The sequence below is a fragment of the Actinosynnema sp. NPDC049800 genome (assembly GCF_040656635.1).
GTDB lineage: Bacteria > Actinomycetota > Actinomycetes > Mycobacteriales > Pseudonocardiaceae > Actinosynnema.
The window spans coordinates 18,214-40,552 of the sequence record NZ_JBFAMT010000008.1; the positions used below are offsets into that span (position 1 = coordinate 18,214).

Annotated in this window: 26 protein-coding genes; 9 read left to right on the forward strand and 17 right to left on the reverse strand. The window is 74.4% G+C overall.

The window, feature by feature from the left end; translation table 11 throughout:
* Window positions 1-512: 512 nt before the first annotated feature.
* Together AB0I91_RS12270 and AB0I91_RS12275 are read right to left on the reverse strand one after the other, a co-directional pair.
* Window positions 513-1,724 (reverse strand): glycosyltransferase family 2 protein, encoded by a 1,212-nt coding sequence (locus tag AB0I91_RS12270; RefSeq protein WP_499636723.1) that lies wholly within the window; start codon window positions 1,722-1,724, stop codon window positions 513-515.
* A gap of 94 nt (window positions 1,725-1,818) precedes the next feature.
* Window positions 1,819-2,232 (reverse strand): VOC family protein, encoded by a 414-nt coding sequence (locus AB0I91_RS12275; protein WP_498778594.1) that lies wholly within the window; start codon window positions 2,230-2,232, stop codon window positions 1,819-1,821.
* Between the two features lie 94 nt (window positions 2,233-2,326).
* Between AB0I91_RS12275 and AB0I91_RS12280 the strand changes: the two genes are divergently transcribed.
* Window positions 2,327-3,271, forward strand: a complete 945-nt coding sequence (locus AB0I91_RS12280) for a helix-turn-helix transcriptional regulator (protein WP_499636725.1) — start codon at window positions 2,327-2,329, stop codon at window positions 3,269-3,271.
* Between the two features lie 106 nt (window positions 3,272-3,377).
* On the opposite strand, the gene AB0I91_RS12285 is transcribed toward AB0I91_RS12280, so the two are convergent.
* The gene (locus AB0I91_RS12285) at window positions 3,378-3,845 is read right to left on the reverse strand and encodes a MarR family winged helix-turn-helix transcriptional regulator (RefSeq protein ID WP_499617846.1); all 468 of its coding nucleotides are present in this window, start codon (window positions 3,843-3,845) and stop codon (window positions 3,378-3,380) included.
* 43 nt (window positions 3,846-3,888) lie between these two features.
* On the opposite strand from AB0I91_RS12285, the gene pip reads away from it, so the two are divergent.
* Together pip and AB0I91_RS12295 are read left to right on the forward strand one after the other, a co-directional pair.
* A complete protein-coding gene (pip, locus tag AB0I91_RS12290; protein WP_498778597.1) occupies window positions 3,889-4,833 on the forward strand; it encodes a prolyl aminopeptidase in 945 nt (314 codons plus the stop codon).
* 208 nt (window positions 4,834-5,041) lie between these two features.
* The gene (locus tag AB0I91_RS12295) at window positions 5,042-5,518 is read left to right on the forward strand and encodes a hypothetical protein (protein ID WP_498778598.1); all 477 of its coding nucleotides are present in this window, start codon (window positions 5,042-5,044) and stop codon (window positions 5,516-5,518) included.
* Between the two features lie 18 nt (window positions 5,519-5,536).
* Here the strand turns inward: AB0I91_RS12295 and AB0I91_RS12300 are convergent, their stop codons facing one another.
* The 4 genes from AB0I91_RS12300 to AB0I91_RS12315 are packed head-to-tail and all read right to left on the reverse strand — an operon-like array spanning window position 5,537 to window position 7,784.
* A complete protein-coding gene (locus tag AB0I91_RS12300) occupies window positions 5,537-6,196 on the reverse strand; it encodes a class I SAM-dependent methyltransferase (RefSeq protein WP_499636728.1) in 660 nt (219 codons plus the stop codon).
* Complete coding sequence (locus AB0I91_RS12305; RefSeq protein WP_499636730.1) at window positions 6,154-6,327, reverse strand: hypothetical protein; 174 nt, start codon at window positions 6,325-6,327, stop codon at window positions 6,154-6,156. The genes AB0I91_RS12300 and AB0I91_RS12305 overlap by 43 nt, the downstream gene beginning before the upstream one ends.
* A 57-nt stretch (window positions 6,328-6,384) precedes the next feature.
* A complete protein-coding gene (locus AB0I91_RS12310; RefSeq protein WP_499636732.1) occupies window positions 6,385-7,098 on the reverse strand; it encodes an SDR family oxidoreductase in 714 nt (237 codons plus the stop codon).
* Window positions 7,086-7,784 (reverse strand): alpha/beta fold hydrolase, encoded by a 699-nt coding sequence (locus AB0I91_RS12315; RefSeq protein ID WP_498778602.1) that lies wholly within the window; start codon window positions 7,782-7,784, stop codon window positions 7,086-7,088. The genes AB0I91_RS12310 and AB0I91_RS12315 overlap by 13 nt, the downstream gene beginning before the upstream one ends.
* A 143-nt stretch (window positions 7,785-7,927) precedes the next feature.
* Here AB0I91_RS12315 and AB0I91_RS12320 point away from each other — a divergent pair, with 143 nt between their 5' ends.
* Window positions 7,928-8,815: a ferredoxin family protein gene (locus tag AB0I91_RS12320; RefSeq protein WP_499617849.1), complete on the forward strand. Its 888-nt coding sequence runs from the start codon at window positions 7,928-7,930 to the stop codon at window positions 8,813-8,815.
* On the opposite strand, the gene AB0I91_RS12325 is transcribed toward AB0I91_RS12320, so the two are convergent.
* Entirely contained in the window at window positions 8,720-9,394 is a 675-nt protein-coding gene (locus AB0I91_RS12325; protein WP_499636734.1) for a TetR/AcrR family transcriptional regulator, read from the reverse strand. The two genes, AB0I91_RS12320 and AB0I91_RS12325, sit on opposite strands and share 96 nt — an antisense overlap.
* A gap of 198 nt (window positions 9,395-9,592) precedes the next feature.
* Here AB0I91_RS12325 and AB0I91_RS12330 point away from each other — a divergent pair, with 198 nt between their 5' ends.
* The gene (locus tag AB0I91_RS12330; protein ID WP_498778605.1) at window positions 9,593-10,105 is read left to right on the forward strand and encodes a CGNR zinc finger domain-containing protein; all 513 of its coding nucleotides are present in this window, start codon (window positions 9,593-9,595) and stop codon (window positions 10,103-10,105) included.
* 61 nt (window positions 10,106-10,166) lie between these two features.
* Here the strand turns inward: AB0I91_RS12330 and AB0I91_RS12335 are convergent, their stop codons facing one another.
* Entirely contained in the window at window positions 10,167-11,051 is an 885-nt protein-coding gene (locus AB0I91_RS12335; RefSeq protein ID WP_498778606.1) for a pentapeptide repeat-containing protein, read from the reverse strand.
* A 100-nt stretch (window positions 11,052-11,151) separates the two neighbouring features.
* Here AB0I91_RS12335 and AB0I91_RS12340 point away from each other — a divergent pair, with 100 nt between their 5' ends.
* Both AB0I91_RS12340 and AB0I91_RS12345 read left to right on the forward strand, forming a co-directional pair.
* Complete coding sequence (locus AB0I91_RS12340) at window positions 11,152-11,526, forward strand: DUF1707 SHOCT-like domain-containing protein (protein ID WP_499617850.1); 375 nt, start codon at window positions 11,152-11,154, stop codon at window positions 11,524-11,526.
* Between the two features lie 36 nt (window positions 11,527-11,562).
* A complete protein-coding gene (locus AB0I91_RS12345) occupies window positions 11,563-12,942 on the forward strand; it encodes an amidase family protein (RefSeq protein WP_498778608.1) in 1,380 nt (459 codons plus the stop codon).
* Between the two features lie 56 nt (window positions 12,943-12,998).
* Here the strand turns inward: AB0I91_RS12345 and AB0I91_RS12350 are convergent, their stop codons facing one another.
* From AB0I91_RS12350 to AB0I91_RS12385, 8 genes are all read right to left on the reverse strand, one after another.
* Window positions 12,999-13,964, reverse strand: a complete 966-nt coding sequence (locus AB0I91_RS12350) for a hypothetical protein (protein ID WP_498778609.1) — start codon at window positions 13,962-13,964, stop codon at window positions 12,999-13,001.
* Window positions 13,965-14,109: 145 nt separating this feature from the next.
* The gene (locus AB0I91_RS12355) at window positions 14,110-15,321 is read right to left on the reverse strand and encodes an SPFH domain-containing protein (protein ID WP_498778610.1); all 1,212 of its coding nucleotides are present in this window, start codon (window positions 15,319-15,321) and stop codon (window positions 14,110-14,112) included.
* 16 nt (window positions 15,322-15,337) lie between these two features.
* Entirely contained in the window at window positions 15,338-15,763 is a 426-nt protein-coding gene (locus tag AB0I91_RS12360; RefSeq protein ID WP_499636737.1) for an NfeD family protein, read from the reverse strand.
* Window positions 15,764-15,803: 40 nt separating this feature from the next.
* Window positions 15,804-16,610, reverse strand: coding sequence for a DUF3097 domain-containing protein (locus AB0I91_RS12365; RefSeq protein ID WP_499636739.1), 807 nt, complete (start codon window positions 16,608-16,610; stop codon window positions 15,804-15,806).
* Window positions 16,611-16,621: 11 nt separating this feature from the next.
* The gene (locus AB0I91_RS12370) at window positions 16,622-17,383 is read right to left on the reverse strand and encodes an aminoglycoside phosphotransferase family protein (protein WP_498778613.1); all 762 of its coding nucleotides are present in this window, start codon (window positions 17,381-17,383) and stop codon (window positions 16,622-16,624) included.
* Window positions 17,384-17,857, reverse strand: coding sequence for a GNAT family N-acetyltransferase (locus AB0I91_RS12375; protein WP_498778614.1), 474 nt, complete (start codon window positions 17,855-17,857; stop codon window positions 17,384-17,386).
* Between the two features lie 110 nt (window positions 17,858-17,967).
* Window positions 17,968-18,741, reverse strand: a complete 774-nt coding sequence (locus tag AB0I91_RS12380) for an SCO1664 family protein (protein WP_498778615.1) — start codon at window positions 18,739-18,741, stop codon at window positions 17,968-17,970.
* Window positions 18,742-18,770: 29 nt separating this feature from the next.
* Entirely contained in the window at window positions 18,771-19,337 is a 567-nt protein-coding gene (locus tag AB0I91_RS12385; protein WP_230567929.1) for a DUF3090 domain-containing protein, read from the reverse strand.
* 117 nt (window positions 19,338-19,454) lie between these two features.
* On the opposite strand from AB0I91_RS12385, the gene AB0I91_RS12390 reads away from it, so the two are divergent.
* Together AB0I91_RS12390 and AB0I91_RS12395 are read left to right on the forward strand one after the other, a co-directional pair.
* Entirely contained in the window at window positions 19,455-21,368 is a 1,914-nt protein-coding gene (locus AB0I91_RS12390) for a prolyl oligopeptidase family serine peptidase (protein WP_499636741.1), read from the forward strand.
* Window positions 21,365-22,294: a S66 peptidase family protein gene (locus AB0I91_RS12395; protein ID WP_498778617.1), complete on the forward strand. Its 930-nt coding sequence runs from the start codon at window positions 21,365-21,367 to the stop codon at window positions 22,292-22,294. The genes AB0I91_RS12390 and AB0I91_RS12395 overlap by 4 nt, the downstream gene beginning before the upstream one ends.
* The last annotated feature ends 45 nt before the right edge of the window (window positions 22,295-22,339 follow it).

Here is a 22,339-nt window from a genome sequence, read left to right on the forward strand (position 1 = left end):
GCTCGGGCTCCGATCGGGGGATGCCCCTCTCGAACGCTTTGCCGGCGGCCGATCCGGCCCCTGGAACACGGATTTTGCGTGCGACACGCGCGAACGTGACGTCGTGCCCAAGGGATGCCTGGCGGGCGGGCCGCGGGGTTCGCGCCGAGGGCTCCGGTGGCCCGCCTCGATGATCAACTGCCGACGCGGGCCCGGCACGTCCGTCGGTCCGACATCCGCTGACACCACCCATGATCCGTCACTGTGACGTTTCTACGGTGCCGTATCGGAGTTCCGACGGCTCGGCGCTGTCTCGACCTTCCCGACCCGGGGGCTCCGCCCGTGCCCCCGGGCGGCCGGGCCGCACCGGCCGCGCTGCCGACGGCGTGAACGCACGGCGGCGGGTCGCGAGGTGCCGAGCGCGCGACGCAACGCGCGGACGTCGTGTCGCACCGGTGTGGCCGGCCTGCGGTCCGTGGCGTCCGCGACCCCTGCCGACCAGCCTGTCCGTAACGCCGATAATCTACATTATGTTAAGTAGAACGTTCGGGGAGCGTCCGGGGCGCTTCCCTGCCCACCCGCTTCGCCTCCGCGGTGATGACGTCGCCCCACGTGCGCCACATGCCGTCGAGCCGTGACGTGACCACGACGCGCTGCACCGCGTCGTCCGGCAGCGGGATCTGCAGGCCGATGGCGTGGTGGCGGGCGTGCGCGCCGCCGGCCTTCGCCAGGAGCTCGGCGTCGAAGTCGATCAGGACGCTGCCCTCGGGCAGGTTCTCCGGGATGTCGTCGCCGCAGCCGACGACGCACACCGGTCCCCCGGCGTCGGCGGTGTGCTGTTCGATCTCTGTTCGAACGTCGAGGTCGCGGGCACGGTCGGTCCACGTGGTGAGGGCGCGGTGCTCGGCTTCGGCGATGAGCGGGTCGTCGCGTTCCAGGGAGGCCCAGACGAGTTCGACGCCGGGTTCGTGGGTCTTGTCGAGGAACTGGCGCATGGTGCGCTTGGCGCTGGCGAGCATCTCCCCCGTGTCGCGTTCGTGGGGTGGTTCGACGGCCCAGGCGGTGAGGTCGAAGTGGGTGGCGAGGCCGTGTCGGTGCAGGCGGTAGCCGAGTTCGATGTCTTCGGTGCCCCAGGTGACGAAGCGTTCGTCGAAGCCGCCGACGGCGTGGAAGTCGGTGGTGCGGACGGAGAGGTTCATGCCCCAGGCGTAGAGCCAGGGGAAGGCGAGGCGGTCGGGCTGGAAGTCGACGGCGGCGAGGGGTTCGTGGCGGATGTCGCGGAAGCCGGGGTGGTCCTTGAAGTCGTGGTGGACCTGCTTCGGGGTTCCGGTGGTGATGGCTTCGGCGAGGCCGGGTGTGGGGTCCCAGGGGCGGTAGCCGTGGACGTAGCCGAGGTTGAGGGTGGGGTGGGCGGTGTGGGCGTCGGCGTGGGCGCGGGTGAGGTCGGGTCCGGCGAGGGTGCCGCAGTCGATGAAGGCGAGGACGGGTGCGGTGGCGTGGCGTGCGCCGGCGTTGCGGGCGTGGGCGACGCGGCGGCCGAGGTCGGGTTGGTGGTGGTAGTGCAGGTGGAGGCGGTCGTGGAAGGTGGTGACGACGTCGGCGGTGTGGTCGTGTGAGCCGTCGTCGGCGACGATGACCTCGTAGTCGTCGGGTGGGAGGGTTTGGTCGGTGAGGCTGTCGAGGGTGCGGCGGAGGAGTTCGGCGCGGTTGTAGGTGGGGATCACGACGGAGATCCGCGGCGGCATCCGGGCTCCTTGGGGCGCGGTGGTGCGGGCGCTGGGAAGGAGCGGACTGTATCGGGTTCGCGGAACCGATACAGCCCCTGGCTTCGGTGTCGGTTCAGGCGGTTCGGGTGGTGGTCAGGCGGTCGAGGATGTCGTGGTAGTGGGCGTTGGCCATGATGCCGAGGACGTTGCCGAAGGGGTCGACGACGCTGGCGGTGACGTAGCCCTCGCCGCGGACCTTGGGTGCGTCGTGGGGTGTGGCGCCGAGTTCGGTGAGGCGGTCGAGGGTGGCGTGGAGGTCGTCGACGGCCCAGTAGGTGATGGCGCCGGCGGGGCCGGTGTGGGTGTCGTGGGGTGCGTAGTCGCTCTTGACGATGCCGAACTCGTGTTCGTAGTCGCCGATGCGGAACTCGACGTAGCCGCCGGGGACGGTGAAGTAGGGCTCGATGCCGAAGAGTCGGGTGTACCAGGTGGCGGCGGCGTCGAGGTCGTCGGCGAAGAAGCTGGTGGTGGTGAGTCCGCGGAGCATGGTGGTTCCTGTTCGGTCGGTGGTGGTCGCTTGTCCCCTACTTTGGCGGTCAAAGTGCTCACGGAGTGAGCACTTTGTGGGCGAGACTGGGTTCATGCGTGCGGACCGGTTGGTGGCCGTCCTGTTGTTGATGCAGGCGCGGGGGCAGGTGACGGCGGCGGAGTTGGCGGGTGAGTTGGAGGTGTCGGTGGCGACGGCGCGTCGGGATCTGGAGGCGTTGTCGTCGGCGGGTGTGCCGGTGTACCCGCAGCCGGGGCGTGGTGGTGGTTGGCGGTTGGTGGGGCGTGCGCGGACGGATCTGAGCGGGTTGACGTCGTCGGAGGCGCGGGCGTTGTTCTTGTTGGTGGGGCCTGCGGCGTCGGGGTCGCCTGAGGTGCGGGCGGCGTTGCGGAAGTTGGTGCGGGCGTTGCCGGAGACGTTCCGGGAGGGTGCTCGGGCGGCGGCGGACGCGGTGGTGGTGGATGCGGCGGGGTGGGGTGGTGTGGGTCGGGAGCGGCCGGGGTTGGTGGGTGTGTTGCAGGAGGCGGTGGTGGGGCGTCGGCGGGTGGTGTTGGTGTACGAGGGGCGTGGGCGGGTGCGGTCGGAGCGGGTGGTGGAGCCGTGGGGGTTGGTGGACAAGGACGAGGTTTGGTACTTGGTGGCGGGCACGGGTGGGGGTGAGCGGACGTTCCGGGTGGATCGGGTGGTGTCGGCGCGGGTGACGGACGAGGTGTTCGTGCGGCCGGAGGGGTTCGACTTGTCGGTGGCGTGGGAGCGGGTGGTGTCGGAGGTGGAGCGGCGGCGGTCGTCGGTGTCGGCGGTGGTGTCGGTGGAGTCGCGGTTCGCGCACGTGTTGCGTGATCAGTTCGGGAGGCACTGCGAGGTAGTGGAGGAGGTGGGTGGTCGGGTGCGGTTGCGGTTGTCGGCCACTACTGCGCTGATGATCGCGCAGGTGTTGGCGGGGTGGGGTGCGTTGGTGGAGGTGGTGGAGTCGGCGCCGGTGCGGGCGGAGTTGGCGCGGTTGGGTGCGGAGTTGGTGGCGGGGAACGCAGTGCGGTGAGGCCGCTTCCGGCTTCCGCGCCGACTGCGCCTGTTCTGCACTGCGCTCCGACGCCGTGGTCGCGGTGGGCGTCGATGTGGCCGACGCGGGTCGGTGACGAGGGGTTTCACATCCGGTCGTGGATGCGGTCCCTCATCGGCTTCTCCCCCAGTGCCCGCAGGGCGGCGGCGACGAGGTCGGTGAGCGGGTAGGGCAGGTCGGCGTCGAGGTCGCGGGCGGCGGCGGTGGTGGCGTGCCACTCGGCGTCGAGGGTGGGGAGGATGGCGCGGGCGTGGTCGGTGAGGTGGACGATGCGCCTGCGGGCGTCGTCGCCGGGGTGGAGGTCGACGAGGCCGTCGCGGCGCATCTGGTTCACGGTCTGGCTGATGGCGGAGTGGGTGACGCCGATGGTGTCGGCGAGGTCGCGGATGGACAGCGGTCCCCTGGCGTGGACGAGGCGGATGACCGGGGTGTAGCGGGGGCGGAAGCCCGGTAGGCCGAGGTCGGTGTAGACGCGGGCGACGTCGCCTTCGAGGAGGTCGAGCAGGTGGCGGAGGCGGGTGCCGAGGTAGTCGCCGGCGGGTGCGTGGTCCACCCGCCTAATGTAACAGCACTGTTGTATTTGTGAGGAGGGGTGGATGTACCCGGAGATCGAGCCGTACGAGCACGGGATGTTGGACGTCGGCGACGGCAACCTCGTGTACTGGGAGGTGTGCGGCAACCCGGAGGGCAAGCCGGTGGTGTGCCTGCACGGCGGTCCGGGCACGGGCTGCTCCCCCGGCATGCGCCGGCAGTTCGACCCGGAGGCGTACCGGATCGTGCTGCTGGACCAGCGCGGCAGCGGGCGCAGCCGGCCGCACGCGAGCGAGTACGCGACGGATCTGTCGGTGAACACGACGGCGCACCTGGTGGCCGACATCGAGCGGTTGCGCGAGCACTTGGGCGTCGAGCGGTGGATGGTGTTCGGCGGGTCGTGGGGGTCGACGCTGGGCCTGCGGTACGCGCAGCTGTTCCCGGAGCGGGTGACGGACATCGTGCTGGTCGCGATCACCTCGGGCCGGCACGCCGAGCTGGACTGGCTCTACCACGGGCTGGGCATGTTGTTCCCGGAGCAGTGGTCGAGGTTCCGCGACGGCGCGGGCGAGGGCGCCGTGGACCTGGTGGCGGCCTACCACGCGTTGTTGAACGACCCGGATCCGGCGGTGCGGGAGAAGGCGGCGACGGACTGGACGGACTGGGAGTCCTCGATCGTGTCGCTGGACCCGGACTACCGGCCGGGGCCGCGGATGGCGGATCCGGCGTGGCGGATGGCGTTCGCGCGGCTGTGCGCGCACTACTTCAGCCACAAGGTCTGGTTGGAGGACGGGCAGGTGTTGCGGGACGTGGAGCGGTTGCACGGCATCCCGGCGATCCTGGTGCACGGTCGGCTGGACCTGCAGGGTCCGTTGTGGACGGCGTGGGAGCTGGCGCGGACGTGGCCGGACGCGGAGCTGGTGGTGGTGCAGGGCGCGTCGCACGCGGTGTCTGATCCGGGGATGGCGGACGCGGTGCTGGCCGCGACGGACCGGTTCGCGCGGCGCTGAGCGCCTTTGTCGTCGACGGTCGGGTGGCCGCCGATCCGGGTCCGCCATCCCGGACGGGCGGGCGTGGTTGCGCGCCCGCCCGTCCGGATCTCCCGCGACGACTCGACGAGGTCGGTTATATTCCGGCCGTGTCACGACTTTCGCGAGGTACCGCGCTCCCCCGGGCCACGTCGTGACGGGCGGTGGCTTACCGGAGGCCGAAGGTCCGGTGAACCGTCCGACGGGCTGGTTCGAGCAGCCGCTCTGGACGGTGCTCGGGCTCCTGGTCGTGTGCGCCGGTCCCGTGATCCTGCTGGCCGGTCTCGGCGGGTACGTCCCGGACGACGACCGGACGGCCGTCGTGGTGACCGGTCTGGTCTGGACGCCTCTGACCGTGCTCGTCCTGCTGGTCGCCGTCGTGGGCACCGCGCGGGACCTGCGGGTGTGGCGTGAGCTGGACGCGGCCGGCGTGCGGGTCGTGGGCGAGGTGACGTCCGCGGAGCGGGTGTGGTGCGGCGAGGACGAGCGCTGCACGAGGATCCGGATGCTGGTCTCCGTGCCGGGCCGGTCGCCGTTCACCACGAGCCACCTCGTCGCCGGGGAGGAGGTCGTCGAGGTCGGGACGGGCATCCCGGTCGACGTGCACCCGACCCGCGACCTGTTCCGCCTGGTCCCCGACCCGGCCACGGGTCGCGCGTCCCGGTAGGGCCGCGGTCGGTCTCCGCTAGGGGCGCCAGACGTTGGTCGTCCTGACCGCGACGCCTTCCAGGTGTGGTGGCACCGGCACCGGGAGGGCGTCGACCAGCGTCCAGCCGCGCGGCATGAAGGACCGCTGCGGGTCCCCCACCAGCACCAGGACGCCGCGGTGGTGCGCGGCCAGCAGGAACGGCTCGACGCGGGCGGCCATGTCCCGGTCGTAGAAGACGTCGCCGGCCAGCAGCACGTCGACGTCGGGTTCGGTGTCGAGCAGGTCGCCGGCGGCGATGGTGACGGTGACGTCATTGGCGCGGGCGTTGAGGCCGATCGCCGCCACCGCGACCGGGTCGATGTCGTTGGCCGTGACCAGGCCGCCCGCGCGGGCCACGGCGACCGCCACCAGCCCGGAGCCCGACGCGAGGTCCAGCACCCGGCGACCCGCCACCAGGTCGGGGTGGTCGAGCACGTGTCGGGCGAGCGCCTGGCCGCCCGCCCACGGGAACGCCCAGAACGGCGGTTCGGGCGAGCCGGTGCGTTCCCACAGCGCCGTCACGTCGTCCGCGGTGCGCAGCACGATGTCCGGGGCCACGGGCACGGGGCGCGCGCTCGTCACCGAGCGGACGAAGTCCTCCACCGGTCCGGTGATCACCGGACCGACGCCCGCCCCGCCGCAGCCGACGCCCGCCACCCGGCCACGGTGGAGGCCGCCGGTGTCAGCGCCCGGCCGCGCTCGTGCACCGCGGCGTCCCCGGCCGTGCCGCGCGCCGGTCCGCCGGGGCGTTCACGGCGATCGGAGGGGGCCAGCGGCCGTCGCACCATGCGGTGACAGTAGTACCGGCGTCACCGCCACGGCCGCGGGCCGGTGCCGACGGGCGCTCACAGCCCTCCGGCGACCCGCAGCACCGCGCCGGTCGTGAACGACGCCGCCCCGCTCAACAGCCAGGCGACCGCCTCCGCGATCTCCTCCGGCTCGCCGGGTCGGCCCAACGGGATGGCCGACGCCACCCGGTCGGGTCGGTCGGGCACGCCGGACAGCTCGTGGATCGCGGTGCGGACCGTGCCCGCCGCCACCGCGTTCACCCGGATCCCCCGCGGACCCAGCTCCTTGGCCAACCCCACGGTCATGGCGTCCACCGCCGCCTTGCTCGCCGCGTAGTGCACGTACTCGCCCGGCGAGCCCAGCGTGGCGGCGGCCGAGGACAGCGACACGATCGACCCGCCCGCCACCAGGTCCCGCGCCGCCCGCCGCGCGCACAGCAGCGCACCCACGACGTTGACGTCGATCACCCGGCGCAGGTCCTCGGGCCGCAGCTGCGCCAGCGGGCCCACCGGGCTGGTGATCCCGGCGTTGACGACCACGCCCGTCACCTGCCCCAGCGCCGCGGCGGCGTCGAACAGGGCGTCCACGTCGGCCTCGTCGGACACCTCCGCCCGCACCGCGACGCCGCCCACCTCCCGCGCCAGGGCCTCGGCCTGCGCCGTCGCGGCCCGGTAGCCGATCACGACCCGGTGCCCGTCGGCGGCCACCCGCCGCACCACCGCCGCGCCGATGCCCCGGCTGCCGCCCGTCACCACGATCAGGCCAGCCACGCCGTCACCTCCGCGTCCACCACGTCCTGCGCGGTCACCAGCATGTGCGCCAGCCCCGGCACGTCCACCAGCCGCGCGCCGGGCACGGCCGCGCACAATTGGGCCTGCACCGGCCGGAACGCCGGGTACTCCTGCGCGCCCCGCACCACCAGCAGCGGCACGTCCAGCGCGGTGGCCCGGTCGAGCACGTCCAGCGGCTCGACCGCGGCGCGCGAGGCGTCCGTCCAGGTGTAGGAGTCGAGGGCGCCCACGTCGATGGACGCCTGCACCACCGCCTGCACCCGCACCGCGGGGTTCACCACCGCCACCCGCCGCACCGGCACGACGCGCCGCAGGGCGGTGGTCAGCGCGACGTGCCCGCCCGCCGAACCGCCGACCAGGTCGACCGGCCCGTCGTCGCACCCGAGCTCGGCGCGTGCCGCCGCGACCAGCGCGGGCATCGCGGCCACCGCCGACTCCACCATCGCCGCGTAGCCGTCGACCACCTGGTCCGGGCCCTCGCCCCACGGCGGCAGCGCCGCGTACAGGCGCCACGCGTCCACCCCGGTCAGCGGCAGCGCCTCGGCCATGGCCTCCGGTGTGCCCGGCTCGCCCAGCAGGTGCCACACGACCACCAACCGCCGGCCGGTCCGCGCCGGCGGCACCGCCAGGAAGCGCACGCCCGCCGCCTCACCCGTGATCACCATGACCCCGAACCTACGTCCCAACGGGCCCGGACGGCGTCCACCCCTCGCGAACACGGCACACGCACAGCAACCACGAGCTTCCCGAACGCGTGAACCCGCACCCCGGTGTCACTCGAACGGCCGCGCCAGGGCACCCTGAAGGCGTGACCGAGCCGCGTTGCGCCGCGATCTCCGCGGACCTCGAGGAACCCCAGGCGGGCACCGCCGCGACCGCCGCCGCCTGGATCTGCCTCGAACAGCCCGGGCCCTGGGGACGCGACGCGCTCACCCAGAGCCGCCTCGACCCCGCGCTCGGCGCCGAACTGGCCCGCCGCGCCGCCGACACGGGCGTGCGGGTCCTGCTGATCCGCCGTCCCGGCCGCCACGCCGACACCCACCACGACGCGCCGCGGCGCGTCTACCTCGCCGCCACCACCCCCGGCCGGCCGTGGCTGGAGCGGACCGACGTCGCCGACCCGGCGGCCCTGCTCGACGTCGACTTCGCCGCCCTCGCCGCGGGCGAACCCGCCGGGTTCGGCACGCCCGTCACGGGGCCGCTGCTGCTCGTGTGCGCCAACAGCCGCCGCGACGTGTGCTGCGCCCTGCGCGGGCGGCCCCTCGCCGAAGCCCTCGCCGCGACCCGGCCCGACGCCGTCTGGGAGTGCACCCACACCGGTGGTCACCGCTTCGCGCCCACCGGCGTGCTGCTGCCCACCGGCTACACCTACGGCCGCCTCGACACCGAGTTCGCCGCCCGGCTGCTCGACCACGCCGCCCGCGGCCACGTCGTCACCGACCGCTGCCGGGGCCGCTCCACCCACCCGCCGCACGGCCAGGTCGCCGAACTCGCGGTCCGCGACCTCACCGGCGAGGACCGCGACGTGCTCACCGTGCGCGGCGACACCGTCCACCACGTCGACGGCAGCGCCTGGCAGGTCACCGTCGCCGGGCGCGACCTACCGGCCGCCCGGCCCGCGAGCTGCGGCGCGGCCCCCACCCCGGCCACCGGGCTCGTCGCCACCGCCGTGCGACGGCTCGTCCCCGTCGCCTGACCGTCCCGGCACCGCCGCGCGGAACAGGCCCAGCCCCACCGCGTGGGGGTCGTCCAGGCCCACCGCCGCCAACGCCTCCGCGGGCAACGCCAGCAGGGACACCGCCACGCCGAGGAAGTAGGCGTCCAGCAGGCCCGCGTCCCGCGCCGTGCTCGGCAGGCCCGCCGCCGCGTGCAGCCCCGCGCCGGCCTGCGCGTTCGACACGGCCATCCGGCCCAACGCCGCGCGCACACCCGGCCGGCGCACCGCCTCCAGGTACAGCTCGACCATCGCCAACAGCTGCGTCGGGTCCTCCACCACGGCGCGCCGCAGCAACGCCGGGTACAGCTGCGCCACCTCCGCCGGCGAGATCCCGGCCGGCGTCGTCTCCCGCAACCGCCGCACCGCCGCCGCGTGCAACGCGGTCATCCGCGCCGCCGCCGCGCCCAGCAACGCGTCCCGCGACGGGAAGTAGTTCTTCGTGGTGCCCTCCGGCACACCCGCCGCCCGGTCCACCGCGCGGTGCGTCAGGCCGCGGCCGCCCTCCGCCGCCAGCACCGAGATCGCACAGTCGCACAGCAGGTCCCGACGGCTCGTCACGGTGACGGGACACTAGTCGATCGAGGTCGGCCCGCCGTCGCCACCACCCGCCCCGCCTCCAGCACCAACCACACCCCGCACACGCACCGCACGTAGTCCACCGCGCCGTGGGACGAGACCGGATACACGCGCTCGGCACTGGGCCACCCGCAACAAGGGCATCTGGTGTTCACCCCACCAGCGTGGTGTCATGGTTCAGTGCATTTCAACCCTTACGGCGGGGCGGCGGCCGAACTCGCCGCCGCCCTGGTCAACGCCGACCCCCGCAGCACCGCCGACGAGCTGCTCGACCTGCTGCGCGAGCACGGCTACAAACCCCTCGGCGCCCTCGACGACCACCAGGCCCGCGAGCTCACCGCCTGGGCCGCCCGCCTCGCACCCGTCTTCGACCACACCCCCGACCAGATCGCCCTCGTCAACGACCTGCTCGCCGAAGCCGCCGCCAAGCCCTACATCTCCACCCACGACGGCAGGCGGCCCCACCTGCACTTCGCGCCCGAACACGCGCCCACGCCGCAGCGGCTGCGCGCCTTCACCGCCGCCGGCCTCGCCCACGTCGTCTGCGACGACCCCGGCCGCCTCGGCCGCTGCGCACGGCCCGGCTGCGCCACCGTCTACGTCGACACCTCCCGCAACGGCCGCCGCCGCTTCTGCACCACCCGCTGCGCCAACCGCGTCCACGTCGCCGACCACCGCACCCGCACCGCCTGACCCACACCCGCGCTCCCGCACAAGCACCCGACCACGACCGGCGCGGGTCCCCGCCGGTCGGTCAGTGCATGACGCGGCGGCCGAAGCGGGCGTTGCCGAACTCCGCCGCCTCGCCGATCAACGCCGACCCCACGTCCGTGCGACCACGGAACCACGCGTGCCGGAACCACGCGTCCTGGTGGAACACCACGTCGCCGAACAACGCCCGCCCGCCGAACCGCACGTGCCGGAAGTCCGCCCGGCCCGACACCTCGGCCCGCCGCAGGTCCGCCCGACCCGACACCTTCGCCCGCGCGAACACCAACTGGTCGGCCACCTGCGCCGACCGCAACGACACGTTCCCCGCGAACACCGCCAACCCGAACGACGCCGACCGCGCGAACAACGCGTCGGTGAACACCGCGTGCCGCAGGAACCGGGCGCCCGCGAAGTTCGCGTCACCCGTCACCGTCATCGCCTCGAACCGCGCGTCGCCCAGGAACACCGCGCCCATCAGGTCCACCCGGTTCACCCGGCACCCCGACAGGTCGAAGTCCACCAGGATCGCCCCCGGCGCCACCACGTCCATCCCCGGCCAGAAGTCCGCGCCCGGCCGCAGGTGCGACACCAGCTCCCGCTGCACCGCCGTGCGCCACGGCGCGTCCAACCCCAGGCTCACCCCGCCGCGCAACGCCGCCAGCCACGACGTCACCACCGCCTGCCGCCGCCGCGGCGCCTGCCGGCCGATCTCGGCCAGCAGCAACAACCCCTCCTCCTCACCGGCCCGGAACAACCGGTTCGCCTCACGCCACACCGACACCGGGGCCTGGGCCGCACCCGCCTCCGGCCCCACCCGCCGCCGCGCGTGCTCGTCCAACAACGTCTCCGAACGCGACGCGCGCACATGACGCACGCCAATCCAGACGATGACCACGGCCACCGCCAACGGCATCAGCCACGACGACATACCCCCGATCATGCCCGTCCCGCCTACGTCCACGGACGTACTTCCCGTCACCGCTTCGTGCCCGACGCCGAGACACGCGCCCGAGCGGAGCATCGACGGCATGGAACCGACCCACAGCCCGGCCCCGCGCGCCTCCGACGCCGACCGCGAACGCACCGCCGCGCGGCTGCGCGACGCCGTCGGCGACGGCCGCCTCACCCTCGCCGAAGCCGACGAACGCATCGCCGCCGCCTACACCGCCGTCCACCACCACGAGCTCGCCACCCTCACCGCCGACCTGCCCGAGCCGCCGCCACCGCCCGCCCCGCCCGCACGGCACCGGCCGCCCCTGCTGCCGATCGCGCTGCTCGTCCTCGCCGTCGCCTGGATCGCCTCGCCCCTGCCGTTCCCGTGGCCGCTGCTGCTCATCGCCCTGCTCGTGCACCGCGGCCTGCGGCACCGCCGGCGGCGCGACCCGATCACCCCGGCGGCCTGATCCACCCGCACCCGCTCCTGCCCTAGAGTCCGCCCCATGGACCTGACCGACGCGTGCTTCGCGGGCGCCGCCCGACAGGCCGAGCTGCTGCGATCGGGCGCGTTCACCTCGCGCGCCCTCGTCGCCGAATGCCTGCGCCGCATCGACCGGCACGACCGGAGCCTCAACGCGTTCCGGCTCGTGTTCACCGACCGCGCCCTCGCCGACGCCGAGCACGCCGACGCCCGCCTCGCCCGCGGCGAGCACGCGCCCCTGCTCGGCGTGCCCGTCGCGGTCAAGGAAGACCTCGCCATCGCCGGACTGCCCACCACCAAGGGCACCGCCGCGGTCGACACCACCGCGCCCGCCGACGCCGAGATCGTCCGCCGCCTGCGCGAGGCCGGCGCCGTGGTCGTCGGCCGCACCCGCATGCCCGAACTCGGCCTGTGGCCGTACACCGAGTCCACCTGGGCCGGCGCCACCCGCAACCCCTGGTCGCCCGACCACTCGCCCGGCGGGTCCAGCGGCGGGTCGGCCGCCGCCGTCGCCGCGGGCCTCGTCGGCGCCGCCGTCGGCACCGACGGCGCGGGCTCCGTCCGCATCCCCGCGGCCTGCACCGGCCTGTTCGGCCTCAAACCGCAACGCGGCCACGTGCCGCTGACCCCCGACCGCGACGTCTGGGGCGGCCTGGTCGCCGCCGGACCCATCACCCGCCACGTCGCCGACGCCGCCCTGCTCCTGGACGTCCTGGCGCCCGGCGGCGACCACGCCGCCGCCGTCACCGCCACCCGGACCCTGCGCATCGCCGTGTCCCTGCGCACCTGGGGACGCGGCATCCCCGTCGACCCCGAAGTCCGCGACGCCGTCCTCGACACCGCGGGCCTGCTCGCCGACCTCGGCCACGACGTCACCCGCGTCGACCCCGACAACCTGCACGACGTCGCCGGACCCGCCGTGCTCGCCGCCCGCTACCTGCACAGCGCCGCCACCACCGAACAGGCCCTGGACCGACCCGACCGGCTCGACGCCCGCACCCGCGCCGTCGCCGCCCTCGGCCGCTCCCTGCCCGCGCCCGCCGTGCGCGCCGCCCTCGCCCAGACCGCGAAGCTCACCGACCACGCCAACCGGCTCTTCGACCACCACGACCTGCTGCTCACCCCCGTGCTCACCCGGCCGCCCCTGCGCGTGGGCGAGTGGAACCGCCGACCCACCCTCGCCGCGCTGCTCGCCGCCGCCCGCATGACCACGTTCCTGCCCCTGTGGAACATCACCGGCAACCCCGCCGCGGCCGTCCCCGCCGGCCACACCCGCACCGGCCTGCCCCTGGCCGTGCAGCTCGTCGCCACCACCGACGACGACCGCACCATCCTCACCGCCGCCGGCCAACTCGAACGCGCCCGCCCCTGGACCGACCGCCGCCCACCCGCCTACCCCTGACCCGCGCGCGTGTCCGACGCTCCGGAACCCGCGAGTCGAACGCGCGGGACGCGCCGCTACCGCTCCCGCCGCGCCAGCTCCGACCGCCACCGCCGCAACCACTCCGGCACCGGGCCGCCCGCCACCGCGTCCACCTCGCCCTGCACCACCCGCCGCAGCACGTCGTCCGGCCCCTCGGCCAGGCGTCCCAGCACCTCCTCGCGCACCGCGGGCCAGTCACCGGACGACGACGCCACCGACCGCAGCCGCACGTAGGCCTCCCACACCGGATGCGCCAGGAACGCCCGCCGCCGCAGGTCCACCGCCCGCTGCAGCCACCCCGCGCGCAGGCACTCGTCCACGCCCAGGTCCACCAACGGGGTCGCCGCGCCACGCCCGCCCGTCGCCGCCAGACCCCGCTCCACCCACGCCACCGCCTCCGCCGACCGGCCCGCGTCCCGCAGCACCGTCGCCACCCGCAGGTAGTGCCAGCCCGACGACAGGTCCCGCGACAGCACCAGCACCTGCAGGTCCACGTCACCGGTGTGCTCGGCCAACTCCTCCATCACCCGCAGCAACGCCCACCGCTCCCGGTCGTACCGGCCGGTCTCCCCGAACCCGATCACCGGCAGCCGCTCGAACCGCGCCACCGCCTCCGCCCGGTAGGACGCCAGCCCGTCCTCGCCCAACGCCGACGCGTACGCCGCCAACCGCACCTCCGGCGGTTCGGCGAACCCCGTCTGCACCCACAACAGCCACGCCGCCAACTCACCACCGTCCACCGACGGCCCGGCCGCGCACGCCACCGCGTGCAGGTCCAACACCCGATCCACCAACCCGGCCAACGCCACCCGCTGCTCGCCGCCCTGCGCGGCCCGCACCAGCACCTCGGCCAACTCCCGCGCCACCACCGCCGCGCCCGGCCCGCCCCGCACCAGGGCCGACAGCTCCGCCACCACCGCCGCCAACTCGTCCCACCGCGCCGACCACGGGACGTCGACACGGGCCAGCGCGGCCGCCGCACGACCGGGTAAAGCGTCCACCGCGACATCCAACCGCACCCCGACCGGCCCGACGAGACCCGCTCGGACGCCCTTCCGCCCGCCGGACCCGCCCCGACCACGCGAAAGGGGCGCCGGCGACCACCGCCGACGCCCCACCACTGCGTCCAAGATCACTGACCGGTGCTCACTCCTGCAGCGGACGCGGCTCCCCGGCCCCGACCTCGCGCGCCGCCGGCGACGACCCCAACGTGCCGCGCTCCGCCCCGCGCTCCACCGACGCCTGCTCCAACGGGCCCGGCACCTCCTTGCGCGCCACGGCCTCCGCCGCGCGCACCGCCTCCGCCACCGCCGGGTCCGGAGCCGTGTCGAACCACTCCGCGACCGACGCGTCGTCCTGCTCCGGCGCCGAGCTCACCGGCTGCTCGTAGGCGGGCGGCTCGTAGCGGAACACGCCGTCCTCGCCCGGCGCGCCCAGCATCTTCGCGAAACCCTCCAGCGCCTTGCCGTAGTCCGACGGCACCAGCCACACCTTGTTCGCGTCGCCCTGCGCCATCTGCGGCAACGTCTGCAGGTACTGGTAGGCCAGCACCTCCGGCGTCGGCTTGCCCGCCTTGATCGCCGCGAACACCTTCTCGATCGCCTTCGCCTGACCCTGCGCCTGCAGGTACCGGGCCGCCCGCTCACCCTGCGCCCGCAGGATCGCCGACTGCCGCTCCGCCTCCGCGCCCAGGATCGCCGCCTGCTTCGCGCCCTCCGCCGAGAGGATCTGCGCCTGCTTCTGGCCCTCCGCGGACTTGATCGCCGCCTCCCGCTGGCCCTCGGCGTTGAGGATCATCGCGCGCTTCTCCCGGTCCGCGCGCATCTGCTTCTCCATCGAGTCGCGGATCGAAGGCGGCGGGTCGACCGCCTTCAGCTCCACCCGCGCCACCCGGATGCCCCACCGGCCCGTCGCCTCGTCCAACACCCCGCGCAGCTGGTTGTTGATCTGGTCACGGGACGTCAGCGTCTCCTCCAGGCTCATCCCGCCCACCAGGTTGCGCAGCGTCGTGGTCGCCAACTGCTCCACACCCACGATGTAGTTCGAGATCTCGTACACCGCCGCCCGCGGATCGGTCACCTGGAAGTAGACGACCGTGTCGATCGACACCGTCAGGTTGTCCCGGGTGATCACCGGCTGCGGCGGGAACGACACCACCTGCTCGCGCAGGTCGATCCGGGCCCGCACCCGGTCGAAGAACGGCACCAGGATGTTCAACCCCGGCGCGGCGGTCGTGCGGTAGCGGCCCAGCCGCTCGATCACCGCGGCCGTGGCCTGCGGGATCACCAGCACCGACTTCACCGTGACTATCAGGACGAACAGCACCAGGACCGCGATGACGATCAGCGTGGTGGTCAACTCTCCCCGCCTCCACTCAGGCCCCGGACAGCACCACTGCGGTCGCGCCCGAGATCTCGACAACAGTGACTTCGGCGCCGGGCTCGATGACCTCGTGGTCCAACGACCGCGCCGACCACACCTCGCCGCCGATCCGCACCCTACCGCCGTGGCCGTCCACAGTGGACACGACGACGGCCGTGCTGCCCACCAGGGCCTCCACGCCCGACCGGTGGCCCTGGCCCAACGCCATCCGGCGCTTGATCGCGGGCCGCGCGCCCGCCACCAGCCCCAGCGACACCAGGCCGAACACGATCGCGCTGAGCACCACGTCCGCGCCCAACGCCGACGCGCCCGCCGCACCCAACGCGGCCAGACCCAGCATGACCAGCACGAAGTCGCCCGAGAGGATCTCGGCCGCCACCAGGACGACACCGAGGATCAACCAGATCAGCGCGGCCACCCACCCATCCTCGCACTATCCGCGACCGAGGGTGGGGGTTTCAGTCCTGCGGCTCGGTCACGAAGTCGATCAGCCGCTCCACCGCGCCGATCAACGGCGTCTCCAGGTCCCGGAACCCCGACACCCCCGCCAACACCCGACGCCACCCCTCATGGGGCTCGCCCCAGCCGAGCGCGGCGCACACACCCTCCTTCCACGGCACGCCCCGCGGCACCACCGGCCACGCCGCGATCCCCACCGACGCCGGCTTCACCGCCTGCCACACGTCCACGTACGGGTGACCGGTGACCAGGACGCCCTCGTCCCGGATCGCCGAGACCAGCCGCGACTCCTTGCTGCCCGCCACCAGGTGGTCCACCAGCACGCCCAGCCGCCGCCCCGGGCCCGTGCCGAACTCCGCGATCCGGCCGGCCAGCTCGTCCACCCCATCCAGCGGCTCGACCACGACGCCCTCCACGCGCAGGTCGTGCCCCCACACCCGCTCCACCAGCTCCGCGTCGTGCAGGCCCTCCACCCAGATCCGGCTGTCCCGGGCCGTGCGCGCCCGCAGCCCCTCGACCTTCACCGAGCCCGACGCCGTGCGCGCGGGAGCGGCCGCCTCGGGCGCGGGCCGCACCAGCGTCACCGGCTGCCCGTCCACCAGGAACCCCGCCGGGCGCAGCGGGAACACCCGGTGCCGCCCCCGCCGGTCCTCCAGCACCACCTGGCCGTGCTCGAACCGCACCACCGCGCCGCAGAACCCCGACGCCGGGTCCTCCGCCACCAGCCCGACCTCGGCCACCACCTCGGGCACCGTCCTGCGCTTGCGGCCCGACAGCACGTCGCGGCCGTAGTCGTGTGATCGCACGGCCGGCGACGTTACCGGCCCCCGGCCACCGACGGGTGCCCGGGGAAGAACCCGGCGAACACCTCGCACCACGCCGCCAACCGGTCCCCGTCCACCACCGCCGACCAGCGCTCGATCCCGTCGCGCAGGTCGGGAGAGGCGTAGGCGAAGTCCACCGCGTCCACCGCCGGGTCGCCCACGCACGGCCGCGGGTCGATCGCCACCAACCCGCGCTCGCCCGCGTCCAGGACGTTGCCGAAGTGCAGGTCGCCGTGCAGCAACGTCGCCGCCACCCGGTCACGGGCCAGCGCCGCCGCCTTCGCGTGCGCCGCGTCGTGGTCGCCGGGGTGCCGCCGGCGCAGCACACCGAAGATGAAGTCCACCCGCTCGTGCAACGGCGGGAACCCCTCCGGCGGCGCGACGTGCAGCGCCCGCAGCACCTCGGCCAACCCCGGACCGTCCGCGGCGGGCGTGCCCGGCACCAGCCCTTCCAGCAGCAACGCGCCCCGCGCCGGATCCGCCCGCAGCACCCGCACCATCCGCGGCGACGGCTCCCACGCCCGCAGCGCCGCGTGCTCCTGCACCGAGATCGCCGGCTCCGGCGTCACCTTCAACACCACCGGCTCACCGCCGCGCGTGCACAGCAGCGCGTGCGACGTGCCGCCGGAGAACGACCGCACCACCTCCAGGCCCCAGTCCCGGCACAACCCCGCCACCAGCGCGTCCAGCCCGTCCAGCCACGACCGCACCCCCGGCCCGAAGCGCCGCGTCATCCGGTCCTCCAACGACGCCATTCAGCCGTCCAACCTCAGGATGAACTCCTCCACGTCCTCACCACGCCCCTCCGCGAATCCCACGTCCTCGCCGACCGGCACGAACCCGCACTTCTCCAACACCCGCAGCGACCCCACGTTGTCCACCGCCGCCCGCGCGTACAGCGGGCGCAGCGGCTCCTCCCGCAGGAACCGCTGCAACGCCGCCGTCGCCAACCCCTTGCCCCAGTGCTCGCGGTCGATCCAGCACGTCACCTCGGGCCCACCGAACCGGGTGAACCGCCCCACGTGGCCCACCACGTCGCCGTCGAACACCACCGTCCGCGCCGCCACCGAGTCGTCGGCCAGGATCCGCGCCCACCGCACCAGGAACGCCGCCCGGTCCGACGGGTCCGACGGGGTGAACGCGGCCATCCGGACCGCCTCCGGATCGCGCTGGTGCTCGAAGAACAGCAACACGTCGGCAGCGGTCACCTCGCGCAGTTCGACGTCCACGCGGCAAGTAGACAACACGCACCCGCGACGCCAGAAGGTTCCCCGCCCGGATCCGCCCGCCGGCGTCCGCGCCGGTCAGGACGCGGGCCCGGCGGGCACGCGCGGCCCGGTCAGAACGCGGGCCAGGGGATCGCCGGCCACTCGTCGGACGGCTTCGGGAACACCCCCGCCGCCAGCAGCTTCTCCACCCGCTCGGTCAACGCGCGCACCTCCGCGCGCGTCAGGTGCTCGTGCAGCCGCTGCGACAGCTCCCCGTCCAGGCACGACCGCAGCCGCCGCAGCGACTCCACCGCCTCCCCGGGCAGCTCCTCGCCCAACCACCCCCACAGCACCGTGCGCAGCTTGGCGTCGCCGTGCAGGCAGATCCCGTGGTCCACCCCGTACACCGCGCCGTCGAGCGCGTGCAGCACGTGACCGCCCTTGCGGTCGGCGTTGTTCACCACCACGTCGAACGCCGCCATCAACCGCACCCGCGGGTGGTCGGCGTGCACCAGCACCGCCGGCTCCCCGTACCGGTCGTGCGCCCGCAGCACCGAACGCCACCCCGGCCGCACCTCGTCCACCGGCACGATGTCCACCAGGTCGTCGTCCTCGCGGGTCTCCACCCACAACTGGACCATGCCCGACCCGAACGGACCCTCCCGCAGCACCGTCGGCGGCACCACGTGCACACCGGCCGCCTCCGACACCAGGTACGTGGCCACCTCGCGGCCCGCCAGCGTGCCGTCGGGGAAGTCCCACAACGGCCGCTCGCCGCGCACCGGCTTGTACACGCACTGCGCGGTCACGCCGTCGAGGCTGATCCTGCAGAACAGCGTCGCGTTCGACGCGTCCACCAGCCGGCCCTCGACGTCGATGCGGCCACGCCGCAGTAAGTCGAGCACCCCGTCGTCCGCCGGACCCACCGCCGCGCTCAGCCCTCGTCCGAACGGCGGTAGCCGTTCTGCCGCGGGCACACGTGCCCCTCCGGGTCCAGCGGCTCCGCGCACAGCGGGCACGGCTTGCGCCCTGCCCGCACCACCCGGTCGGCGCGCTCGGCGAACGCCCGCGCCTCCACCGGGCTCAGGAACACCCGCACCGCGTCCGGACCCTCCTCGGTGTCGTCGAGCACCACCGCCTCGTCGACCTCCTCCTCGGTGATCGCGAGCAGTTCGATGACCACCGCGCGGGACTCGGCGTCCCAGCCCAGCCCCATCGTGCCGACCTTGAACTCCTCCTCGACCGGCACCGCCAGCGGTTCGGTGTCCCGGAGGTCCTCGGGGACCGCGTCGGGGACGTCGGCGCCGAACCGCCGGTGCACCTCCTCCAGCAGCGAGCCGATGCGCTCGGCGAGTACGGCGACCTGTTGCTTCTCCAGCGCCACGCTGACCAGCCGGGCCTCCTCGGAGGCCTGCAGGTAGAACGTGCGCTCGCCAGGCTGCCCGACTGTGCCGGCGACGAACCGGTCGGGCTGGCGGAATACGTGGATGACGCGTGCCATGACAACGACGACCCTAGGCCACGCGAGCAAGATCGGCAGCCCTGCCCCTTGCTTTTCCACGACCGGCGAACACGACCGCCGGCCGGTCGGCGCCGCGCACCCGGATAAGGTCGCCGGGTGGTGAAGATCGCACCGTACGGAACGTGGACATCGCCCATCGCCGCGGCCGACGCCGCCGCGGCCGGCGGGGGCCTGCAGTGGGTCGACCTGCACGACGGTCGTCCCTGGTGGGCCGAGGGACGACCCGCCGAGGGCGGCCGCGTCGCGCTGGTGCGCGACGGACAGGACCTGCTGCCCCCGCCGTGGAACGTGCGCAACCGCGTCCACGAGTACGGCGGCCGGCCCTGGGTCGTGCTGGACACCCCCGAGGGGACTCGGGTGGCGTTCACGAACTGGGACGACCAGCGCGTCTACCTGTTCGACCCCGACGACCCGCGGCCCGTCCCGCTCAGCCCCGAGCCCGCGCGCCGGCACGGCTACCGCTACGCCGACCTCACCGCCGGACCCGGCCACGCCGAGGTGTGGTGCGTGCGCGAGACGGTGACCGGCGACGCCCGCACCGACGTGCGCCGCGAACTGGTCGCGCTGCCGCTGGACGGCTCCCCGCCGCGGGTGCTCGCCGCCAGCCACCACTTCATGACCGGGCCGCGGCTCTCGCCCGACGGCCGCCACTACGCCTGGATCGGCTGGGACCACCCCCGCATGCCGTGGGACGGCACCGAGCTGTGCGTCGCCGAGGTCGGCTCCTCCGACCACCGCGTCCTGGCGGGCGGCGAGACCGAGGCCGTGTGCCAGGTCGAGTGGGAGGGCGACTCCCTGCTCGCGCTGACCGATCCCGACGGCTGGTGGAACCTGTTCCGCATCGGCCTGGACGGCACGGCGGAGAACCTCGCGCCGTGCGCGGCGGAGCTGGGCGGGCCGATGTGGCGGCTGGGCAACCGCTGGTTCGCCGCCATCGGCCCCGGCCGCTACGCCGTGCTGCGCTCCGGCGCGCTGGCCGTGCTCGACGAGCGCAGCGGCACCGTCACCGACGTCGACGTGGACCAGCCCGTCTGGCACGCGCACCTCGCCGTGCACGACGGCGTCCTGGTCAGCGGCGCCGCCGGACCGCTCGCCGAGTCCGCCGTGGTGTCGCTGGACCTGTCCACCGGCGTGCTCACCGAGCACACCTCCGCCGAGTCGGCGCTGCCGGTGGAGTACCTGCCCGTGCCCGAGGAGCGCGTGTTCAGCGGGCCGGACGGCGACGTGCCCGCCTACGTCTACCCGCCGCGCAACCCCGACTTCGCCGCCCCCGAGGGCGAGAAACCGCCCTACGTCGTGCACGTCCACGGCGGGCCTACCGGCCGTTCCGCGCCCGTGCTCGACGCGGAGCTCGCCTACCTGACCAGCCGCGGCATCGGCGTGGTCGCGGTCAACTACGGCGGCTCCACCGGCTACGGGCGGGCGTTCCGCGAACGGCTGCGCGAGCAGTGGGGCGTGGTCGACGTGCACGACTGCGCCGCCGTCGCCCAGGCCTTGGCCGACTCCGGCGCCGCCGACGGCGACCGGCTCGCCATCCGCGGCGGCAGCGCGGGCGGCTGGACCTCGGCCGCGTCGCTGACCTCGGTGAAGACCTACCGGTGCGGCATGGTCGCGTTCCCCATCCTCGACCTGGCCGGCTGGACCGGCGAGGGCGGCGAGACCCACGACTTCGAGTCCCGCTACGTCGAGGGCCTGGTCGGGCCCTGGCCCGCCGCCGCCGACCGGTACGCGGAGCGGTCGCCGTCGCACCGGGTGGACCGGCTGGCCGGGCCGGTGCTGCTGCTGCAGGGTTTGGAGGACGAGATCTGCCCGCCGGAGCAGGCCGACCGGTTCGCCTCCGCGCTGGACGGCACCGGCATCCCGCACGCCTACCTCACGTTCGAGGGCGAGCAGCACGGGTTCCGCAAGGCCGAGACGATCGTCGCCGCGCTGGAGGCCGAGCTGTCGTTCTACGGGCAGGTGTTCGGCTTCACGCCCGAGGGGATCGCGGTCCTGGAGCTGCGCCGGTGACGCCCCACGCGGCCGGCGCCGCCCGCTCGGGTGCCGCCACCTCAGGGTCCGCCACCTCAGGGTCCGCTGCGGCCGGGCCCGCGCTGCTGCGGCCCGGCGACCGGGTCGTCGTGGTCAGCCCGGCCGGACCGTGCTCGGCCGAACTCCTCGACGCAGGCACCGCGTGGCTGCGCAAATGGGGCCTGGACGTGCGGATCGACGCCCACGCCCTGGACACCCACCCGACGCTGGACTACCTCGCCGGCCACGACGCCGACCGCGCCCGCTCCTTCGAACGGGCCTGGCTGGACCCGACCGTGGCCGGGGTGCTGTGCGCCCGGGGCGGCTATGGCAGCCTGCGCATGGTCGACCTGGTCGACTGGACCGCCGTCGCGGCCGCCGCGGACGGCAAGGTGTTCGTCGGCTCCAGCGACACCACCGTGCTGCACGAGCGGTTCCTGGCGCACGGCGTGCCCACGTGGTTCGGGCCGATGATCGGCACCAGGGCGTTCGTCGAGGACACCGACGCCCGCGAACGGCTCCGCACCGCCCTGTTCACCGGCGTGACGTCCTACCGGGGCGTCGGCATGGCGCCCGGAGTCGCGCGGGGTGTCGCCGTGGGCGGCAACCTCAGCCTGCTCGACGCGCCGCCGCCTCCCGGCGCGGTCGTGCTGCTCGAAGACGTCAACGAAGAGCCGTACCGCCTCGACCGGATGCTCACCGACCTGCTGCGGTCCGGGTGGTTCGACCAGGTCGCCGGGCTCGTCCTCGGCTCGTGGACGGGGTGCGGCGACCCGTCCGCCGTGCTCGCCGACCGGCTCGGCGGACTCGGTGTGCCGATCGTCGCCGACGCCCGGTTCGGGCACTGCGAGGGCCAGCTCACCGTGCCCCTCGGCGTGCCGGTCGAGGTCGACGGCGGCACCGGGGTGGTCACCGTCGTGACGTGAGCACCCCGGCGTCGCCGCCGTCGCTGTCACCTGACCCGGTCACCG